Genomic DNA, 20,976 nt, shown 5'->3' on the forward strand with positions numbered 1-20,976 from the left:
TCTCGCTAACTTTAAAAAGCCCCGGAACTTAGTTTCGGGGCTTTTTTAGCAATGGGCGGGAAGGCTTATGGCAGGTTAAGCGCGATCTTGGTATTGTGTGATGGCCTGAAAATTGCTGCTAATCTATCGCCGGTGCGTATGAAACGCATTGGATCGATTGGGCTTCCGTTTAGGCGTACTTCATAATGAAGGTGCGGACCTGTTGAACGACCCGTGCTGCCTACCGTTCCAACGATGTCGCCAATGTTTACTCTCTGCCCTTTGCTCACCAGTATTTTCTGCATGTGGGCGTAGCGGGTGACGAGACCGTTGTCGTGGACAATCTCTACAGAAAGCCCGTAGCCCCCGTTGTATTTTGAAAGTGAAATTATCCCAGAGCCTGTGGCCTTTATTGGTGTATTTCTTGGGGCCTTAAAGTCTATACCCGTGTGGATGGCAGTTCTTCCCAAAAACGGGTCCGTTCTCGCCCCGTACGTGCTGGATATGGTGAAGTTGGGAAGGGGCCGTGCGAACGGAAGAGCGTTAACTTTTGTGTTGAGCTGAATTCTTTGTTCGATGATCTGCCGTGCTGCTATCATGCTGCTGCTGAGGTCACTTGTTTGGAGGTCTTGGTACACCCCGCCAGTGGACGATTGGAGGTAGGTAAATGTTGTTTGCGCTACTCCGGCATTTTTAAGTAGAGTACTAACGCGTTTTATATCATCGAGTGCAGCTTGTGTGTAAGCTGCAAGTAGCTGCTGAGCCTGCCTTTGTTTTGTGTTGAGCGCAGCTGATGGAGTGTTCTGCTGAGCCATAGGCTTGGTTGGTGCTGTCAGCGTTTGCAGAAGACCGGAGGCAGCCATACTGCGTGGCTTTTGAGTGTATGACAGTGTTGTGATGGGGGCTGAACTATTGTTAGCTCCCTGAGGTTTTCTTTTCGGAGAGGGGGGAGCGAGCGAAAGAAAGAGGTTCGAGCTTTCTGCGAGATTGACGAGTGCTTCTATTTCCAAGACCTGTTGTAGTGCTTCTTGTTGATCTTGACTGTTAGCACTGTCCTGCTTTGCCTCACGTTGCCCTATTCGACCACGGAGTTCGCTTAGCTGAATTTTTAGGTCTTGTATTTCGCTTTGGTAGTTTTTTAAGAGTGCTCTTTCTCTGGATAAGGTGGAGTTAAACTTTATCTCGCTGAGCGATTGCTGAAAATTGCTTGCCAAAACTGCGGAGACCACTGCGGACATTGTAAGACCGGAGAGCCAGTAAGCCATCGGTGGAATTACCGATAGCTCAGCTTTGATGCGTGAGAGCCATGCGGGGCTATCTAACTTTAATTGATTGTAATTGTTCGAAAAATCACTGCAGCTAGAAAGTTTCATCGGATGACCACTTGCTCAGTTTGCCCGCTGGTGATGATTTGTTAAGTTCAATTAAAGTTAGGTATGGTTAATAAAGTCTAAGCGTTGTGTGTCGCCAAGCTCGTTTGGGCAATGTCATCAGGTGAGTTTGATAAGCGGGCGATAAAAGCCTGGCGTCAAGCCGGCTTCAGATCTAGCCCTGTCATTGAATGGGGGTTTGAGCAGCCCCTTAAAGTGTTTTCTTACCAACTGATGGAAGCAAGGTTCAGGCCGTACCCGTTGGCGATCACACATGAACCGAAACCACTTTGCGCCAAATGCAACGTGCCCTTTTTCATCACGGTAGATAACATGCAAAACACTAGCGGTGTCTTCGTCGCCACTTGCAATTGCCTTGTCGATCATTGACGGGGTGATGTCCAGGCCTCGTGCTTCGAGCACCAACGGGATGATCGCGAGGCGAGCTGTCAGGTCATCACCAGTTGATTGGGCAGCTTGCCACAGGCCGTCGTGCGCGGGCAGGTCGCCATACGTGTGGCCTAGTTTTGCCAAGCGATCCTGAATGAGAGTGAAGTGTTTGGCTTCCTCTAATCCCACGCGCACAAAATCATCATAGTAGGAACGTGGCATCGGGACATGAGTGAAGCGGCCAATAAGGTCCCAGGTTAGGTCAATCGCGTTTAACTCTATATGAGCAAGCGAGTGAAGAAGGGCAACTTTGCCATTTTTACCGCCTATCGCCCGCTTGGGCATATTACGAGGGGGAAGAAGCTGTGGTTTCAATGGGCGCCCAGGACGCTCGGGCATAGGTTTTTCTGCGGTCCCTCTGGAGATGGAGAGGGCACCTTTAAACCATTTGTTAGCCATGTAGTAAGCTAGAGTAACCTTAAGATCGAGGTCCGGTGTTGCTAGGATCTGACGAGCTCCGTCCTTTAGAGACTTTACGCTCGTGTTCTCTGGGAGATTAAGATGCGCCTGACCTGCAAACGCATCTGATTCATTCTTGCCCGGTAGTTTTGGCATTGTTTATTTGCTCAGATTTTCCAGTTCTTCCAAGACCTTCTCGACGTGTCCGGGAACGCGGACTTTGCGCCAAATCTTGACAATCTTGCCTTCTTTATCTATGAGAAATGTGGAGCGTTCAACGCCCATGTACTTCTTTCCGTACATGTTTTTCTCTACCCAGACGCCGTAGGTGTGGCAGACTTCTTTCTCGGTGTCTGCCCCAAGTGTGACAGTTAGTCCGTGTTTCGCCTTAAACTTGTCATGCTTTAATGTTGTATCAGGCGAGATACCGATGATTTCAGTGTGGTGTTTTTTTAACTCTGCCGACTGGTCGGTAAAGGCTATTGCTTCTTTCGTACAACCAGGTGTGTCATCCTTTGGATAAAAATAAAGGACGACAGGCTGGCCTATATGTTCTGATAGGGTGAATTGTCCTTGCGAATCTGTGGCAATAGTGAAGTCTGGTGCGTGCATCCCTTCCTGCGGTAAGGAAGGTGTAGCATCTTTCGTATCAGGCATGATCCATTTGCTCCTGGGACGTCTCGTTGGTCTCTTCGGACTGGCTTTTTTGATAGATGGTGTTTGTTATTGAATATTTTTTCAAAGCGCCATTGATCACGCAATGCTAGCGCAAGTTACGATTCGGACAAACTCGTAAGGACTGTTAAAACAGGGAATAAGATTCTGGCCGTTGATGTTGGGAACACAGTTGAGCTTGAGAGCTCTTCTTTAACACGCCGTTTAAAGCGCCGCGTGGGCTGGGGTGTTGTTTGCGTCATTCTACTTTTAGCGATTGGGATTGGTAGTTACCGCGTCATGAGCGGACCGGTTTCCATACCGTATCTCGTAGATTGGGCCATTCGTCAGTTTGAAAACAAAGCGCTGAATGTGACTGTTGGCAGCGCAAAATTTGATTTGTTTGGAGAAAATGGCAGCCGCATTCTCCTAGAAGATTCGCTCATTCATATTAAGGGTCGAACGGCGGCGACTGTTTTGCTCCCTAAAGCTGAAATTGGCATCAATTTATCCGGTCTTTTAACGGGCAACCTTGAAGTCACAAGCGTTGCGCTGGAGCGTCCCTCTGCGACAATCAAGCTCGTAAGTGGTTCGGAACCACTGCCGCGCGTTGAAAACCGTGTCGTTGCTATCGACAAGTTTAGTGTGATTGCTGTTGAGGAGCTGAAGCGTTGGCACCTTGAAAAGGTGGCAATTAAGTACGGTCGGCTCGTTATTAATGCGCAGGGCGAAGAGTTTGTCGCTGACGGGATTGATGCAAACGCAGTGCTTTTGGACAATTTGTCTTTTGCGGTGAATGCAAAAATTGCAGGTCGTGAGGGTGACTGGTTTTGGGATTTGAAACGAACCGTTACGCCTGAAACGGGTGTGCGAGATATTTCGGTTACTCTTCGAGAGGCATCTCTACGGGATTTGTTGCCTACACATAGTTTTGCACAGGGTGATAAACTGGCTGATACGCGGTTGTTTATTGATGCGAACGCAGAGTTGTGGGCGACAGGCGAGTTTGTTGATGCAAATATGAGTGTTCGCACATCGCCTATCTTTATCCGCACAAGTCCCGATGATTCGATCACGATTGACGAAGCATTTCTTGACCTTAACTTACAACGAGACAATCCAGACATCGTGATTGGACGCTCTTACGTGCGCCGTCAAAATACACGTGTTGTGTTTGGAGGTATTTTACAGCCACCTGTAACGGAGGGCGCTGAGTGGAATTATTCGCTTGGTTCCCGAGAGATAGTACTTGCACCTTCAGATGTTAAATCGCCGCCGCTTGTGTTTCCTGATGCCTATGCTTCAGGCACGTTTGACCCGCAGAACACACTCCTTACTATAACGCGTGCAAGGGCGGTTGGTCTTGATGCCGATATCAATGTTGCTGGCTCGTTTTATTATGGTCAGCCGGGCCCGTCTTTAGCGCTTTCCGTTTTTAGTCCGAGCTTGAGTTTCGGTGAACTGCTACAAGTCTGGCCGAGTGTTACTGCGCCAAAGACACGTAAATGGCTGGTCGACCACCTAGGGGTTGGCCGGGTCGATAATGCTTCTTTGGATGTTGCTGTTGGCCCGGAAGCATTTGATGGAGACCGCAGCACACCTGCTTGGCAGGGTGATGGTATTGTTGCGACGTTTGATGTGATTGACGGCTCTGTGAAGGCGCTGAACTCACTTCCAATGGTGAGGGACATCACCGGGTCTGGTAAGGTCGAGAACGAGACCTTCACGATTTCAGGCAGTGACGGTCATTTTCGCATGCAGGACGGAAATATTGTCAAGGTTCCTGAGGTCCAGTTTACGGTCAAAGAACTAGCAGCTCCTGAAGTAAAGCCAGCAGAGCTTTCGGTGTTGTTGACTGGGCGCGCTGATGACCTTGGAGTGCTTGCGGATTCAGAGCCAATTAATGCGTTGGAAGACTTAAAAGTGGTGCCTGCTGACCTTTCTGGTACTGGTGAGGTCCGGGTCGAGGCAGTTTTCCCTCTTGCTAAAGACCTTAAGGTAAAAGACGTTGTTTGGCGTACCAATTTAGTTCTCAAGGACTTCACTAGCAAAGCGAAGATCTCCGGTCAGGTCATAGAGAACGCTAACCTCATTGTTCAGGCAGATACAGAACAGACCCTGATTTCAGGCAAGGGCAAACTCAATGGCTTCCAGTCTGAAATTGATTTGAGCACGAGCCGTGGCGGTGATGGAGCTGATGATCGACAGGGTGTTAAGTTTGTTGCGAAGGCAAAAGACTTAAAAGAGTACGGGATCGATCTACAAGGTTACGTCAAGGGGCCTGTCAAAGTCAGCTATGAGGATACCGCTGGCACACAGGTGTTCGAGCTGGACCTTTCCAAAGCTGCGATCACAGTGCGTGAGGTTGGTTGGAGCAAGGCTGCGGGTGTTCGAGCCACTGCTCGGTTCCGCGTTACCACCTCAGGGAATGCAAAAACACTACATAACCTCTCGTTCCTTTCAGAAGGAGTTGAGGTGCGTGGCAATGTAAAGATTGATGGAGCTGGAAAACTGGTTCTTGCGGATTTCTCTGCTTTCAATTTACGCCCCAGTGATAACGCAAAGATGACTGTTCGGCCTCGTCGGGGTGGTGGTTACAAAGTGGTCTTGAATGCAGAGCGGTTTGATGGACGATCTCTCTTAGGATCAATTAGCGCCAATAAGTCATCAGTGGGTGCTCAAAAAGGTGGCGACCTGACGGCCGTTGATCTCACGTTCAAGCGTTTGACTGGGTTCAGGGGCGTGCAGGCGCAAAATGTTCGTGTGGATGGGTTGTTGCGTGGCGGAAGCCCTGTGAACCTGGCTGTCAACGGCTCAACTTCGAGCCGAGGGAAGTTTAGCTTGTCGCTTGGTGGTTCGGGTAATCAACGTTTTGCAAAAGGGACGTTTAACAATACCGGTGAGTTTTTGAGGTTTATGGATGTCTTCCCGCGTATGCGCGGTGGGATTGGGAAACTTGACGTTAAGATGCCGAACAACACGAACTGGTCTGGTCAGCTTACAGTCAATAACTTTTCGATCACCGAAGACCCTGCAATTAAAGCTTTGAAGGGGATTGAGCCGAAAAAAGTTAAAGGTTCTCGTGATGGTGCGGTGTACTCTGCAGCTGTGAACTCAGGTGAGGCCTCCTTCCAGAAGATGAGGATACAGTTTGAGCGGAACGGTAATATCTTCAATGTCTCCAAGGGAACCTTAAGCGGTGCGATTATTGGCGGTACGTTTAGTGGGACTGCTAATCTAAAAAGCCGTCAGCTTGATATTACTGGCACGTTTGTTCCTGCTTACGCGATCAATAACCTGTTTGCCAAGCTTCCTGTAATAGGCCTTATTTTGGGCGGTGGGAATTCTGATGAAGGATTGTTCGGCGTGACCTATAAACTGGACGGGACCTTTGAAAAACCAAAGTTTAAAGTCAATCCTGTGTCAGCTATTGCTCCTGGTGTGTTCCGGCGTATTTTTGAGTTTAAATAAGCAATCCTTTCAAGGGGTTTTGACCTTTTAATCTGAGATGAGCCAATAAAAAAGCCGGGCATTGTGCCCGGCTTTTTTATGATCTTTGTTGCTTACAAAATGCAGCCTACCTTTTAATGACAATAGGTGGGCTGCTTTAAGTCTATGTGCCAGCACGGCCTTCTAACAATATTTTATGCAAGCTTTTGGTTGCCGACTTAGGCGGGCTTTACGAGGACGTGTTTTTTCTTGCCAAGCGAGAGCTTGATGACACCATCGTTAGTGAGGTCGGCGATGGTGATCGTGCGTGTATGGTCCTGTTCGGCCTTGTCGTTGATGCGGACGCCGCCGCCCTTCAAATTACGACGCGTCTCGCCGTTAGAGCTGCAAAGACCAGCCGTTACATAAAGACCTAAAACCCCGATGCCCGCTTCAAGTTCGGCTTGCGGAACTTCAATTGTTGGCAAACCAGCAGCGTTAGCGCCTTCCTCAAAAGCTTTGCGGGCGGTTTCAGCAGCTTTCTCAGCTTCTTCACGGCCATGCAGAAGAGCAGTTGCTTCCGTTGCCAGTACTTTCTTAGCATCGTTGATTTCGGTGCCTGAGAGCGCTCCCAGGCGTTTAATCTCATCCATCGGTAGAACGGTGAAGAGCTTAAGGAATTTTTCAACGTCAGCGTCTTCTGTGTTACGCCAGAACTGCCAGTAGTCGTAGGGGCTTAGCATGTCAGCGTTGAGCCAAACTGCACCTGCTGCGGTCTTGCCCATTTTGGCGCCGGATGCTGTTGTCAGCAGTGGTGTGGTAAGCGCAAACAGTTCTTTATCTGCAAGGCGGCGGCCAAGGTCCACGCCTGAAAGAATGTTGCTCCACTGATCGGAGCCACCCATCTGTAGGCGACAGCCAGTACGGCGATGGATTTCCAGATAGTCATAGCCTTGCAACAGCATATAGTTGAACTCAAGGAACGAGAGATGCTGTTCACGTTCCAAGCGCAATTTGACGCTATCGCGCTGAATCATCTGATTGACGGAGAAGTAGCGGCCGACGTCGCGCAGGAAGTCCATGTAGTTGAGTTTCAACAACCAATCAGCGTTATCCATCATCATTGCATCAGATGGTCCATCGCCGAATGTCAGGAACTTTTCGAAAACTTGTTTAATGCCGTTTTTGTTGTCCTCGATGTTTTCATCGGTCAGAACTTTGCGGCTTTCATCTTTACCGGTTGGATCACCAACGCGGGTCGTACCGCTTCCCATAAGGGTGATGGCGCGGTGTCCGCTTTGTTGGAACCAATGCAGCATCATGATTTGGACGAGGGAACCTACGTGCAAGCTGCTCGCGGTGCAGTCAAAGCCAATATATGCGGTGACGGTCTCGCTTGCGCACAGCTCGTCCAGCCCATCAGCATTGGAGAGTTGGTGCAGGAATCCGCGTTCTTCCATTGTCCGCATAAATTCGGATTTATAAGAGCTCATTGGTCAAGCCTGTTCAATTTACTGAATAATTCAAAGTTGAAAGGTCTATACCTGAGTTTTGGGCGGGATTCACTCGTTTTTTAGGGTAAGAACAAAACGAATAGTGTGAATTGGCTAGGCGAGGCCAAAAGAAAACCCCGTGTCCTTCTCGAAGGGCAAACGGGGTCTTGCTTTTTTGGGTGGATCGCCGTGATTTGCCTTTTCAAGGGCTATACTGGGGCGTTTGATTTGACTTCCGCCCGCGTGCGTCCGGTTTCGATCCATGCTTACCGCTTGATGACGCGCAGTCGCTCAAGCTGTTGTCATTTTCGATATATACAGGCCTTTGCAGAGGGATTTACTGAATGCCATATAGCTTCATTAAAGCCTTGCAACCCACTGATTTGGTGGATTCATCCAGTTCTCCTCTTGTTGACCTATAATATAAGTAGGAAAGCAGTGATGTGGTTTCAAGGGCGGGGATGAAATTTGTTATGCGAGGGCATAACTGCCTACATTGCAATGAATGCAGAATCGTGTTCACCAAGTGTCAGCGGGAATGACGCCTTGGACGTAAGTGGGCCATGCGGAGCGGTTACAGGGCAGTAAAGCCATATACTTAAACGTGATTTCGTGCAGGCCAGAGATACGAATTTGTTTTGCGTTGAAATGCGCGTTGGTTTGAGCGGAATGCGTTTTTCTTGCGTTTTTGCGTGGGCGCTATCAATTCCATTGTCAAAGAAAAACAAAACCCCCGGAAATTTCTCTCCGAGGGTTTTGCTGCATAATCCAGAATAGGATTAGACAGAGTAGTACATGTCGAACTCAACTGGGTGAGGGGTCATGTCTGTGCGCATGACTTCTTCCATCTTCAGTTCGATGTAAGCGTCGATCTGGTCGTCATCGAATACGCCGCCTGCTTTGAGGAACTCGCGGTCTGCATCGAGGCATTCCAGAGCTTCACGCAGGGATGCTGCAACAGTTGGGATCTCGGAGAGTTCTTCTGGTGGCAGATCGTAAAGGTTCTTGTCCATTGCATCGCCAGGATGGATCTTGTTTTTGATGCCATCAAGGCCAGCCATCAGCTGAGCTGAGAATGCCAGATACGGGTTTGCTGTTGGATCTGGGAAGCGAACTTCTACGCGCTTGCCTTTAGGCGAGGTGGTGAATGGAATACGGCAAGAAGCAGAACGGTTGCGTGAAGAGTACGCCAACAGAACTGGAGCTTCGTAGCCTGGTACCAGACGCTTGTAGGAGTTGGTGGACGCATTGGTGAATGCGTTCAGCGCTTTTGCGTGCTTAAGGATACCGCCGATGAAGTACAGAGCGTTTTCAGAAAGGTCAGCATACTGGTTACCAGAGAAGGTTGGCTTACCATCTTCCCAAAGGGAGAAGTGACAGTGCATGCCTGTGCCGTTATCACCGAAAATTGGCTTTGGCATAAAGGTTGCTGACTTGCCGTAGGCATGAGCAACCTGATGAACCGCATACTTATAGATCTGCATGTGGTCGGCCATGGTGGTCAGGGTCTGGAACTGCATACCGAGTTCGTGCTGAGCTGCTGCCACTTCGTGGTGGTGCTTTTCAACTTTTACGCCCATGTCAGTCATCACTGACAGCATTTCAGAACGGATGTCCTGGCAGCTGTCGATTGGTGGTACTGGGAAGTAGCCGCCTTTGGTGCGTGGACGGTGGCCCAGGTTGCCGGACTCATACTCGCTGTCCATGTTGGACGGCAGTTCAGAGCAATCCAGCTTAAAGCCGGTGTTGTATGGGTCTGCTGCGAAGCGAACGTCGTCGAAAATGAAGAATTCAGCTTCTGGGCCAACGAAGACAGTGTCACCAGCGCCACATGCTTTCACATAGGCTTCTGCGCGTTTTGCAGTCATGCGTGGGTCACGGTTGTAACCTTCGCCTGAAACAGGGTCCAGAACGTCACAAAAGATGGACATGGTGGATTGTGCGAAGAATGGGTCGATATGTGCTGTTTCTGGATCAGGCATCAGCATCATGTCGGATTCATTGATTGCTTTCCAGCCAGCGATGGAAGAACCGTCAAACGCAACGCCTTCAGCGAACATGTCTTCGTGTACTTGGGAAATATCCATGGTAACGTGCTGCAGCTTGCCGCGTGGATCGGAAAAACGCAGATCCACGAACTTCACGTCTTTTTCCTGGATTTCTTTCAAGACATCAGCGGAGGTTGTCATAACTTCCTATTCCTCTTATTAAAATCGCCAGTGGCGTCGTGTTGTAAACTGGGAGACCAAGCCTGTGGGATTACTCCCCCCAATGCTTTAGTCCTCGTGATTATCGAGTGAATTTTTTGCTTAAACGGCGTCTTCGCCAGTCTCGCCGGTACGAATGCGAATGGCTTCTTCAATACTGGAGACAAAAATCTTGCCATCGCCGATGCGACCGGTCTGTGCGGCGTCGCGAATGGCTTCAACAGCTTTTTCTACAAGTTCATCGTTGAGTACAATTTCCACTTTTACCTTCGGTAGAAAGTCCACCACGTATTCTGCACCGCGGTAGAGCTCGGTATGGCCCTTCTGGCGCCCAAACCCTTTTGCTTCGGTAACTGTGATCCCTTGAAGGCCAACTTCCTGAAGTGCTTCTTTCACTTCATCCAGTTTGAACGGCTTAATGATCGCCTCAATTTTCTTCATGGTCGTCACACTCTCGATTCGTCTTGTATCTGCTGTGTCCGTTTGCCTGCCATGCGCATTGACTGACAAACGGATGTGCAAAAAATTCGTGCTTCAAAACTTACGGAAATATGAATGCAGAAAACGTGCCAGTTTTGAAATATTCGTAAAAAGCCACTAAAACGGGCAGTTTGCCCCCTAAATATTAAGTGAAGAGCTGTTCTGAAATATATCTGCTGCTTAATTGATGTGCGTTATGGTTAAAAACTAGGCAGGGTACGATTTGTTTATCTCGCTAGAAACTAGGTGTTGGTGCAGTGCGCAAAGCGGGGTTATGGTTGTGCTAGCAAGAGCCAGGGAGTTGAGTGATGAGATTGGTTTCTCTCGACCATGTTGTGCTTACTGTTCATGATATTGAACAGACCAGTCGATTTTATCAGGACGTGCTTGGCATGGAGGAGATCGTCTTTGGCGGGGGGCGCCGCGCTCTCCATTTCGGGCAGCAGAAGATTAATTTGCAACCTGTTGACGTGAGCCAGGAGCCGTTGGCTCAGGCGCAGGTTCCCGGAACCGCAGACTTATGTTTCCTTGTCGAGAACCTTGATGCAGCGATTGCCCGCTTGAGTGCAGCTGCCATTGTGATCGTGGAAGGGCCTGTTTTTCGAACAGGTGCGAGTTCTCCGTTGCTTTCTATTTATATCCGAGACCCGGATGGCAACCTGATTGAACTTTCGCAGCCTCAAGATGTTGTGATCGCTAGTGATGAGCGCGCAGATACTGCTGGGAAGAATAAACAAAACAACCGCCCCAAATCTAATCGGTGACTTAAGGCCATGCAGGTCAAGGCTGTTGCCATGTTCTGTTTGGTTTGGATTGTGAGTTTATTGGGGGTGAGGCGAATAAATGTGCCTGCGTTGCTTTGTGGATGTTGCTGAGATGGCCGTCTATGCGATGGATAGTGGGTCATGTCGCAGGGCAGGGCTGCTTCCTTTGTTATTGAACGCATGAAATGGACATCAAAGCGCCGTGTTACCAAGCAGAGTATGATGAGCTGGATTTCTAACGTTAGCATGCCTTGAGTTTCTCTCGGCCTCAGGACTACGAAATTGGAGAGCTTTATGTATGAGTTGTTGACGCCGTTGCAGATGAAGAAAGCGGATCGTCTGACAATTGAGGGGGGAACCTCTGGTCTTACGCTGATGCATAATGCGGGCAAGGTGGTTTTGGAGGCCTTGCAGGAGATTTTATATCCGCATTCTCGGATTCTCGTGCTCTGCGGGCCTGGCAACAATGGCGGTGATGGTTTTGTTGTTGCGCAGCTGGCAAGTGATGAAGGGTTTGATGTTCGCGTGGCGCTGGTGTGTGATCCGGCAGCGCTGACAGGTGATGCTGAGCTTGCCTATGATGAAATGAGCCTTGATCTGACTTCTCTGGAAAATATGAGATCTTTGATGGAGGAGGTTAGCGACGACGATGTTATTGTTGATGCATTGTTTGGCGCAGGGCTGAGCAGGCCGCTAGACTATGAGATTTTGCAGTTAGTACAGCGTATTAACGCCAGCTCTGCCCAGTGCGTTGCTATTGATCTGCCATCAGGTGTGAGCGGTAAGAGCGGCGAAGTGCAGGGAGAAGCCGTCCATGCAGACATAACTGTGACCTTCTTTCGGGCGAAGCCGGGGCATTACCTTTTCCCTGGGCGCGCACATTGCGGCGAGATTATCATTGAGCAGATTGGCCTGGAAGATGATGTGCTCTCCAAGGTGGGGCCGACGGCCTTTTATAACTGCGATAAGATTTGGGGTGATATTCCCGATATGCCCGCGGTGGCCGGCCATAAATATAACCGGGGTCATACTCTGGTGGTGAGCGGGCCGAAGTTTGCAACGGGTGCGAGCCGACTTGCAGCGCGTGCGGCGCAGAGGGCGGGCAGTGGGCTTGTTAGTATCGTTGCACGAGAGCAGGCTGCGCATGTTCATGCTGCCCACCTGAATAGTATTATGATCTGTCTGGCGGATCGGATTGCGGACTTTGAGCGGATCCTAGAGGATCAGCGCCTTAACTGCGTTGTGATTGGTCCAGCTGTCGGGGTTGGGCGCGAAACGCAGGAGCGTGTCGTTCAGTGCTTATTAGATGAGCGCGGTGTTGTGATTGATGCTGACGCGCTGATGTCTTTTGAGCCAAAGCCCGAGATCTTGTTTGAGTATATTGCACAGGCGCAAACTGGCGCGCGCGTTGTTCTAACTCCGCATGAAGAGGAGTTCCGAAGATTGTTCCCTGATTTGAATGAGGCAACATCAACCGCTTGCAAAGTGGAAAGAGTGCAGCAGGCGGCGGCGCGTGCTGGTGCTGTCGTGGTCTTGAAGGGTGCAGATACGGTGATTGCGGACCCGGCAGGTGCCGTCGCGATTAATGCAAGTGGTACGCCATGGCTTGCCAGCGCTGGCACAGGGGACGTGCTGGCGGGTATCATTGGTGGCTATCTGGCTCAGGGGCTTAGTGCTTATCAAGCTGCTGCAAAAGGGGTCTGGGTTCATGGCCGCGCTGCGGAGTATGCTGGAGACGGGCTCATTGCAGAAGAAGTCATCGATCATATCCCTGATGTGATCACCGAATTGGTTGAATATGTGGAGGGGTTTTGACGCGGCTATTGAAGGTGCTGTGCGATGCTTGCTCAGCCCGATTTTGTTTTGATGCCGTAATCTGGATCGCCGTTGTTTTACGGAAGGGGCTGACTAAACGCTGCTCTGAGCGGAAGAGGGCGTTACTCATTGATAAAAAAACAAAAGTTTAAAAAGAGAGATATCTGCTCGATCTAAGCGATTTGTACCTTCAAAAGCCGTAATGCACAGTTTCATAGGTACAAATCGCGTGGAAAACCGAGAACTGGGCATAAACAGTGCATTAGGTGGTTGACTTCTATCGGGTTCCCATTTAGCTACCCCTCCAACGCGGCTGTGGCGAAATTGGTAGACGCACTAGATTTAGGTTCTAGCGGGAGACCGTGGGGGTTCGAGTCCCTCCAGCCGCACCATATCCCCGGTGATACGGTGCATAGATAAACGACCGTAGCTTATCGGAAACGGAAAAGTTGAGGGCGTTGTCGAAGTTCGGTTTATGCTCACCTTTTCGTCAGGCGGATAAGAGCTAAGGGATTTTCTCCCGAAGCGTTTTCCCCTCTTCGAAACGGGTGTTATGTTTACCGTGCTGGGACAAACCATATTGGTTTGTCGGTACGCGTCCTAAATCAAGGACGAAGCAAAGACCATGCAGGTATCAGAAACCCTGGCCGAGGGCCTAAAGCGCGAACTCAAAGTCGTTATCCCGGCGACGGATCTGGCGACCCGCCTCGATGAATACCTTAATGACATGAAGTCAAAGGTAAACATTAACGGCTTCCGTCCGGGTAAAGTTCCAGTTGCACATCTTAAGCGTCTTCATGGCCGTCAGGCGATGGGCGAACTGATCGGCAACCTGATCAACGAAACCACCACCAAAACAATTGAAGAACGCAAAGAAAAGCCGGCTCTTCAGCCTGAAATCGATCTTTCTGACGATGACGCTGAAAAAGTTTTGGCTGGTGAAGCAGATCTTGCTTACACCATCTCTTATGAAGTTCTGCCTAAGTTCGACATCGTAGATTTCTCTACTATTGAACTTGAGCGCCCGATCGTTGAAATCTCTGAAGACGAAGTTGACGAGCAGGTCAAACAGATCGCAGAAAGCAACCGTCCATTTGAAGCGCGCGAAGATGGTGCTGCTGCTGAAGACGGTGACCGTGTGACAATGCACTACCTGGGTAAGCTTGACGGCGAGCCATTTGAAGGTGGTGAAGATGAGAACGGTCAGCTGGTTCTGGGTTCTGGTCAGTTCATTCCTGGCTTCGAAGAGCAGGTTGTTGGCATGAAAGTTGGTGGCAAGAAAGTCATCGACGTGACCTTCCCTGAAGAATACGGCGCAGCAAACCTTGCTGGTCGCGCAGTAACCTTTGACATCGACGTGAAGGGCATTGAAGCTCCAGGCGACGTTTCCATTGATGATGAAATGGCAACCAAGCTGGGTCTTGAGTCTCTGGAGAAGCTGAAAGAAATCGTTCGTGGCCAGATTGAAAGCCAGTTCGGTGCAGCTACCCGCCAGAAAGTAAAGCGCGAGCTTTTGGACAAACTGGACGCTGAGTACACCTTCGAGTTGCCTGAAAAACTTCTGGAAACAGAATTTGACGGCGTGTGGAAGCAAGTTGAAGCTGACATGCAGCAGGCTGGTAAAACCTTCGAAGACGAAAAAACGACCGAAGAAGAAGCTAAAGTTGAGTACCGTAAGATCTCTGAGCGTCGTGTACGCCTTGGTCTGGTTCTTTCTGAAGTTGGTGAGCAGAACAAAGTTCAGGTTACCGATGAAGAAGTACAGAAAGCTCTGTTCGATCGTGTTCGTCAGTTCCCAGGTCAAGAACAGCAGGTGTTTGAGTTCTACAAGAACAACGAACAGGCTTTGGCTTCCCTGCGTGCCCCAATCTACGAAGAGAAGGTTGTGGACTTTATTCTTGAGCTTGCAAAAGTTTCTGACAAAGTCGTGTCCAAAGACGAGCTCCTGGCTCAGGACGAAGACGAAGCATAATTTGGGAATTTTGCCCAAGGATTTCAAGAAGGGGGCCTTGTGCCCCCTTTTTTATTCTGCGCCTCTTGAAATTTGAGGTGGAAAGCCGAAATATCTGAAGCTGTCTTAGTCTGTCAGAGCTTATGTGCTCTTTCAGGTCCCCTGCATTTGGGCTAAGAATAATAGGCTTTATGGAAACACTCCATAAACCTTGTGGCTTTACCTTTTGGCAAGTGCCTTTAAGACAAGGGCGACATCCCATGGGTGGGCATGTCGTTTTTTTCGACATAAGTTTCTTGCAGACTGACCGGTTTACCGGATAAGTTACCGAGCTTGTTTAAGCTTTCTGCATATTTAAAATGGATGACGCATGACCGATCCTGTAGAGTACTACACGAACAGCCTGGTGCCGATGGTTGTGGAGCAAACCAACCGGGGCGAGCGGGCCTATGACATCTTCTCACGGCTGTTGAAGGAGCGTATTATCTTCCTCACCGGTCCTGTGGAAGATACAGTGGCGACGCTGGTCTGTTCCCAGTTGCTTTACCTGGAAGCGGAAAACCCGAACAAAGAAATTGCACTTTATATCAATTCTCCGGGTGGCGTAGTGACTAGTGGCCTTGCTATATATGACACTATGCAGTTTATCCGGCCGAAGATTTCGACCCTTTGTATCGGACAGGCTGCTAGCATGGGCTCGTTGCTTCTGGCTGCTGGTGAAAAGGGTATGCGCTTTTCTTTGCCAAACAGCCGGGTCATGGTTCACCAGCCTTCTGGTGGGTTCCGTGGTCAAGCTGCAGATATCATGCTGCATGCACAGGAAATTTTGAAGCTGAAGCGTCGATTGAATGAGATCTATGTATCGCATACTGGTCAGACACTTGAGGCTGTGGAAGAAGCGCTTGAGCGCGATAACTTTATGAGTGCAGATGCGGCGAAAGAGTTCGGTCTGATTGATAATGTTATTGAAAATCGCGAGAGCTTAAACGTCGTTGAACCAGCATAAAACTGGTTTATAATAATTAACTCGCACGCAAGTTTTTTTAACAGGGAATGAACTTTGCGTGCGAGCCTTAAAGGAATGTTGATTATTGCGCGCCAAATATCGCATAAGTGAGTGGCCGTTAGTGATTTCCAAAGCTTCCCTCTGGAAGCGGAGCACAAAACGCGATAAGTCAGATAAGTCAGTAGAACGTCGAAACGAAAGTTTCGCTGTCGAGTTAAGAAATCTAGGAGGGGCCGGTTCCCTCGAAACGATGCGGGGTTATATCTCATGAGCAAAGCCAGCGGCAGCGACAGCAAGAATACGCTTTACTGCTCGTTTTGCGGAAAAAGCCAGCATGAGGTCCGTAAGCTGATCGCAGGTCCGACTGTATTTATCTGTGATGAATGCGTCGAACTTTGCATGGACATTATTCGCGAAGAGAACAAATCTTCGCTGGTAAAGTCTCGTGATGGGATCCCTACACCTCAAGAAATTCGTGGCGTTCTTGATGATTACGTGATTGGTCAGGGCCGAGCCAAAAAGGTTCTGTCAGTGGCGGTTCATAACCACTACAAGCGCCTGAATCACGCGTCTAAGAACAACGATGTTGAGCTGGCCAAGTCCAACATTTTGCTGGTTGGTCCTACCGGATGTGGTAAAACCCATTTGGCGCAAACACTCGCACGAATTCTGGATGTTCCGTTTACGATGGCTGATGCAACCACGCTTACTGAAGCTGGTTACGTTGGTGAAGACGTTGAAAATATTATTTTGAAGCTGCTTCAGTCGGCAGACTACAATGTAGAGCGCGCTCAGCGCGGTATTGTCTACATCGATGAAGTCGACAAGATTACGCGTAAAGCTGAAAATCCTTCCATCACCCGTGACGTTTCTGGTGAAGGTGTGCAGCAGGCACTGTTGAAGATCATGGAAGGCACAGTGGCTTCCGTTCCTCCGCAAGGTGGAAGAAAGCATCCTCAGCAAGAGTTCTTGCAGGTTGATACAACCAACATCCTCTTCATCTGTGGCGGTGCATTTGCTGGTCTGGACAAGATCATTTCAGAGCGTGGCCGTTCAACATCCATTGGCTTTGCTGCTTCGGTGCTTGCACCTGAGGACCGCAAAACTGGTGAGCTGTTTTCTGAGCTGGAGCCGGAAGATCTTCTCAAATTCGGTCTTATCCCTGAATTTGTTGGTCGCCTGCCAGTGATTGCAACTTTGGAAGACCTTGATGAAGACGCACTGGTCTCTATCTTGGGTGAGCCAAAGAATGCGCTTGTTGCTCAGTATCAGCGTTTGTTCGAGATGGAAAACGTTGAGCTGGCCTTCCACGAAGACGCGCTTAAGGCAATTGCTCGCCGAGCGATTGATCGTAAAACGGGTGCACGTGGTCTGCGGTCTATCCTTGAGGCTATTCTGCTTGAGACCATGTATGAGCTTCCTGGCCTGAAAGGCGTTAAGGAAGTTGTTATTTCTGCTGAAGTCGTTGATGGCGATGCACGCCCTTTGTACATTTATGAGGATCGTGCAGAAAATTCAGCAAACAGCGCTTAAGGCGTATGTGACTGATGAGCCGGTAGGCTTCGCTCGCAGGTATTGAGTTTAAATTGGGCGGTAACTTGAGAAAGAGTGCCGCCCATTTTTTGTCTCATGCTTAGTGCATGATGCGGCGTGTGAGTGATTTGCGTAATTGCGGACCATGGTCATACCAGTTGGTTCTTCCTCTTAAGTGTTAAGGATGATCTGAGGGCGTTGGAAGCTCCTGGAAACGGGAAAAGAGCTTATAATATCAACAGATCGCTGAAAGACTTGGAGTGGGAGTGCTTGACACTTGGAGGCGGTGTCTCCACCTAATAGGTCTAGTCCGCAGCATGGCGAATTTGTTCGTGCCCGTTTGGGGCGAGTGAATTCGGCCTTCTAAATTCTACGAATGCCCTTTGGGCTTTGTTTGATTGGTGTGTTGCGCTTTTTCGCGGCTTTCGTTGGAAGGCCGCAATTTGAAAGGAATAGAGATGGCTGACAATGACATGCGCCCGGTAGAGGAAGCGGAAAATACTGTTTTTCCAGTTCTCCCACTGCGCAACATCGTCGTATTCCCTCATATGATCGTGCCGCTGTTTGTAGGGCGCGAGAAATCAATCCGCGCTCTGGAAGAGGTCATGAACTCTGACAAGCAAATTTTGCTTGCTACTCAGATGAATGAGGCGGATGACGACCCAGATACTGATCAGATTTACAAGGTCGGTACTCTTGCAACAGTTTTGCAGTTACTAAAACTGCCAGATAATACTGTAAAGGTTCTGGTTGAGGGCGGTGCGCGCGCCGAAATCGGCAGCTTCACTGACCGTGAAGACCTTTATGAAGCGGAAGCCGTCATTCTCGATGAGACTTCAGGTGATGAAATAGAAATTGAGGCCCTTGGCCGTTCGGTGATTGCGGAGTTTGAAAACTACGTAAAGTTGAACAAAAAGGTGTCTCCTGAAGTTCTTGGCGCGGTTAATCAGATTGATGACTTCTCCAAGCTTGCAGACACGATTGCCTCCCACCTTGCTGTGAAGATCCAGGACAAGCAGGAGCTGCTCAGCGTTGTTTCCGTCGCAGAGCGCCTTGAGAAGGTGCTGGGCATGATGGAGAGCGAGATCTCTGTCCTGCAGGTGGAAAAGCGTATCCGTTCACGCGTGAAGCGCCAGATGGAAAAGACCCAGCGCGAGTACTATTTGAATGAGCAGATGAAGGCCATTCAAAAAGAACTTGGCGACGGTGAAGAAGGCCGTGACGAGCTGGCTGAACTGGAAGAGCGTGTTGAGAAAACACGGTTATCCAAAGAAGCACGCGAAAAGGCCAATGCCGAGCTGAAAAAGCTGAAGCAGATGAGCCCGATGTCTGCTGAAGCGACTGTGGTTCGCAACTATCTTGACTGGTTGATCGGTATTCCTTGGAACAAGAAGTCCAAGGTTAAGCATGATCTGGAGCTGGCGGAAAAGGTGCTGGATACAGATCACTTTGGTCTTGAGAAGGTCAAAGAGCGCATTGTGGAATACCTTGCAGTGCAAAAGCGTGCCAATAAGTTGCGCGGACCTATCTTGTGTCTTGTTGGTCCTCCAGGCGTTGGTAAAACCTCTTTGGGTAAGTCCATTGCTAAGGCAACCGGGCGTGAGTTCGTTCGTATGTCGCTTGGCGGCGTGCGTGATGAGGCTGAAATTCGCGGTCACCGCCGTACTTACATCGGCTCCATGCCGGGTAAAGTCGTTCAGTCCATGAAAAAGGCTAAGAAATCCAACCCGCTTTTCCTTCTCGATGAGATCGATAAAATGGGAATGGACTTCCGCGGCGATCCATCTTCCGCACTGCTTGAGGTGCTAGATCCTGAGCAGAACGCTAGCTTTATGGATCACTACCTTGAAGTGGAATACGACCTTTCCGACGTGATGTTCGTGACCACGGCCAATACGCTGAATATTCCTGGCCCCTTGATGGACCGTATGGAGATCATTCGTATTGCCGGTTACACCGAAGACGAGAAGATCGAAATCTGTCGTCGTCACTTGCTTCCAAAAGCGATTAAGAACCACGGTCTGAAAGATGGTGAGTTCGAGGTTTCTCAAGAAGCTTTGCGCAAGGTTATCCGTCTTTACACCCGTGAAGCGGGCGTTCGTAACCTTGAGCGTGAAATGAGCACGCTGGCACGTAAGGCTGTGAAGGATATTCTGACTTCTGATAAGAAGTCTATTGCCGTCAATGAAGAGATCGTTGAGGAATATCTTGGTGTGCCTCGGTTCCGCTTTGGCCAGGTTGAAGAAGAAGACCAAGTTGGTGTTGTTACCGGTTTGGCATGGACCGAAGTTGGCGGCGAGCTGTTGACTATTGAAGGTGTCATGATGCCAGGTAAGGGCAAGATGACTGTGACAGGGAACCTGCGTGATGTGATGAAAGAGTCCATCTCAGCTGCAGCGTCTTATGTCCGCTCTCGTGCTGTTGACTTTGGTATCAAGCCTACGTTGTTCGATAAGCGTGAGCTGCACGTGCATGTGCCAGAGGGTGCGACGCCTAAGGATGGCCCATCTGCAGGTATCGCGATGGCAACCACTGTGATTTCCGTGATGACAGGCATTCCGGTTCGCCGTGATGTTGCTATGACCGGCGAAATCACACTGCGTGGTCGCGTGCTGCCAATCGGGGGCTTGAAAGAGAAGCTTCTGGCTGCTTTGCGCGGTGGTATCAAGACGGTTATGATCCCTCAGGATAATGCCAAGGACTTGGCTGACATCCCTGATAATGTGAAGAACGAGTTGGAAATTATTCCTGTCGCTCGTATGGACGAAGTGCTCGAACATGCTCTAGTTCGGATGCCTGAAGCCATCGAATGGAGCGCTGAGGAAGAAAAATCTACCACCGAAGCACTGGTCAAAGATGACAAGTCATCCGGTGTTGTAGCCCATTAAATTGGTCAGCTGCTTGTGGAAACAAAAGCCTCGGACGAGTTCCGAGGCTTTTTTTGGTTGATACTACACAGAAAATGGCTGTTTTCTGCCGTTTATAGCTTGATTTGCTGGCAATTTAGAACGAATGTCCGATTTAGGAGTGCAGTGCGAATCTACGCATTCCCCACGTTATTTTAGAAAGGGACTGTCATGAACAAGAATGATCTGATCGGGGCCGTTGCAGAAAAAACTGGCCTGACCAAAGCACAGGCAGGCGAAGCAGTAGAAGCATCTTTCGAGGCAATCACTGAAACCCTGAAGAGTGGTGATGAAGTTCGGATCATTGGGTTTGGCAATTTCTCAGTTTCCGCTCGTGCGGCTACTGAAGGCCGTAATCCACGCACAGGCGAAACAATCCAGATCCCAGCTTCGAAAACACCGAAGTTTAAGGCTGGTAAAGGCCTGAAGGACGCGGTCAACGCCTAATTGGGCTTGTTCGTTATAGCTTAAAAGCCCTTGTTGTTCATTGAGCAGCAGGGGCTTTTTCGCATCTGGGCCTGTGTCTGGACGTGAATTTTG

13 protein-coding genes, 1 tRNA gene and 1 pseudogene are annotated in these 20,976 nt (G+C 49.5%); 9 read left to right on the forward strand and 6 right to left on the reverse strand.

Features of this window, described 5'->3' with window-relative positions:
• Positions 1-65 precede the first annotated feature (65 nt).
• From BMZ51_RS11575 to bcp, 3 genes are all read right to left on the reverse strand, one after another.
• Positions 66-1,352: a M23 family metallopeptidase gene (locus BMZ51_RS11575; protein ID WP_082825539.1), complete on the reverse strand. Its 1,287-nt coding sequence runs from the start codon at positions 1,350-1,352 to the stop codon at positions 66-68.
• A gap of 117 nt (positions 1,353-1,469) precedes the next feature.
• Complete coding sequence (locus BMZ51_RS11580) at positions 1,470-2,354, reverse strand: ferritin-like domain-containing protein (protein ID WP_068001000.1); 885 nt, start codon at positions 2,352-2,354, stop codon at positions 1,470-1,472.
• A 3-nt stretch (positions 2,355-2,357) separates the two neighbouring features.
• Positions 2,358-2,855: a thioredoxin-dependent thiol peroxidase gene (bcp, locus tag BMZ51_RS11585; protein ID WP_068001003.1), complete on the reverse strand. Its 498-nt coding sequence runs from the start codon at positions 2,853-2,855 to the stop codon at positions 2,358-2,360.
• 297 nt (positions 2,856-3,152) lie between these two features.
• On the opposite strand from bcp, the gene BMZ51_RS11590 reads away from it, so the two are divergent.
• Positions 3,153-6,323: an AsmA-like C-terminal domain-containing protein gene (locus tag BMZ51_RS11590; protein WP_068001202.1), complete on the forward strand. Its 3,171-nt coding sequence runs from the start codon at positions 3,153-3,155 to the stop codon at positions 6,321-6,323.
• Positions 6,324-6,520: 197 nt separating this feature from the next.
• Here BMZ51_RS11590 and tyrS read toward each other — a convergent pair whose 3' ends face one another.
• From tyrS to BMZ51_RS11610, 3 genes are all read right to left on the reverse strand, one after another.
• Positions 6,521-7,774, reverse strand: a complete 1,254-nt coding sequence (tyrS, locus tag BMZ51_RS11595; protein WP_068001006.1) for a tyrosine--tRNA ligase — start codon at positions 7,772-7,774, stop codon at positions 6,521-6,523.
• Positions 7,775-8,553: 779 nt separating this feature from the next.
• On the reverse strand, positions 8,554-9,963 hold the full coding sequence (gene glnA, locus BMZ51_RS11605) for a type I glutamate--ammonia ligase (RefSeq protein WP_068001012.1): 1,410 nt from the start codon (positions 9,961-9,963) through the stop codon (positions 8,554-8,556).
• Between the two features lie 120 nt (positions 9,964-10,083).
• On the reverse strand, positions 10,084-10,422 hold the full coding sequence (locus BMZ51_RS11610) for a P-II family nitrogen regulator (RefSeq protein ID WP_068001015.1): 339 nt from the start codon (positions 10,420-10,422) through the stop codon (positions 10,084-10,086).
• Between the two features lie 344 nt (positions 10,423-10,766).
• Here BMZ51_RS11610 and BMZ51_RS11615 point away from each other — a divergent pair.
• The 8 genes and pseudogenes from BMZ51_RS11615 to BMZ51_RS11650 form a co-directional block, all read left to right on the forward strand.
• Positions 10,767-11,135: pseudogene (locus BMZ51_RS11615) on the forward strand (VOC family protein); the annotation flags it as partial.
• Positions 11,136-11,519: 384 nt separating this feature from the next.
• Entirely contained in the window at positions 11,520-13,040 is a 1,521-nt protein-coding gene (locus BMZ51_RS11620; protein WP_074882053.1) for a bifunctional ADP-dependent NAD(P)H-hydrate dehydratase/NAD(P)H-hydrate epimerase, read from the forward strand.
• A gap of 309 nt (positions 13,041-13,349) precedes the next feature.
• Positions 13,350-13,432 (forward strand) — tRNA-Leu (locus tag BMZ51_RS11625).
• 233 nt (positions 13,433-13,665) lie between these two features.
• The gene (tig, locus tag BMZ51_RS11630) at positions 13,666-15,012 is read left to right on the forward strand and encodes a trigger factor (RefSeq protein WP_068001022.1); all 1,347 of its coding nucleotides are present in this window, start codon (positions 13,666-13,668) and stop codon (positions 15,010-15,012) included.
• A 349-nt stretch (positions 15,013-15,361) separates the two neighbouring features.
• Positions 15,362-15,997, forward strand: a complete 636-nt coding sequence (gene clpP / locus BMZ51_RS11635) for an ATP-dependent Clp endopeptidase proteolytic subunit ClpP (protein WP_068001025.1) — start codon at positions 15,362-15,364, stop codon at positions 15,995-15,997.
• Between the two features lie 267 nt (positions 15,998-16,264).
• Positions 16,265-17,530 carry an ATP-dependent Clp protease ATP-binding subunit ClpX gene (clpX, locus tag BMZ51_RS11640; RefSeq protein ID WP_068001027.1) on the forward strand — a complete coding sequence of 422 codons (1,266 nt, stop codon included), beginning with the start codon at positions 16,265-16,267 and terminating at the stop codon, positions 17,528-17,530.
• 458 nt (positions 17,531-17,988) lie between these two features.
• Positions 17,989-20,418: an endopeptidase La gene (lon, locus tag BMZ51_RS11645; protein WP_068001029.1), complete on the forward strand. Its 2,430-nt coding sequence runs from the start codon at positions 17,989-17,991 to the stop codon at positions 20,416-20,418.
• A 189-nt stretch (positions 20,419-20,607) separates the two neighbouring features.
• Positions 20,608-20,883 (forward strand): HU family DNA-binding protein, encoded by a 276-nt coding sequence (locus BMZ51_RS11650; RefSeq protein ID WP_008546789.1) that lies wholly within the window; start codon positions 20,608-20,610, stop codon positions 20,881-20,883.
• Positions 20,884-20,976 lie beyond the last annotated feature (93 nt).

The organism is Pseudovibrio axinellae (genome assembly GCF_900110875.1).
Taxonomy (GTDB): domain Bacteria; phylum Pseudomonadota; class Alphaproteobacteria; order Rhizobiales; family Stappiaceae; genus Pseudovibrio; species Pseudovibrio axinellae.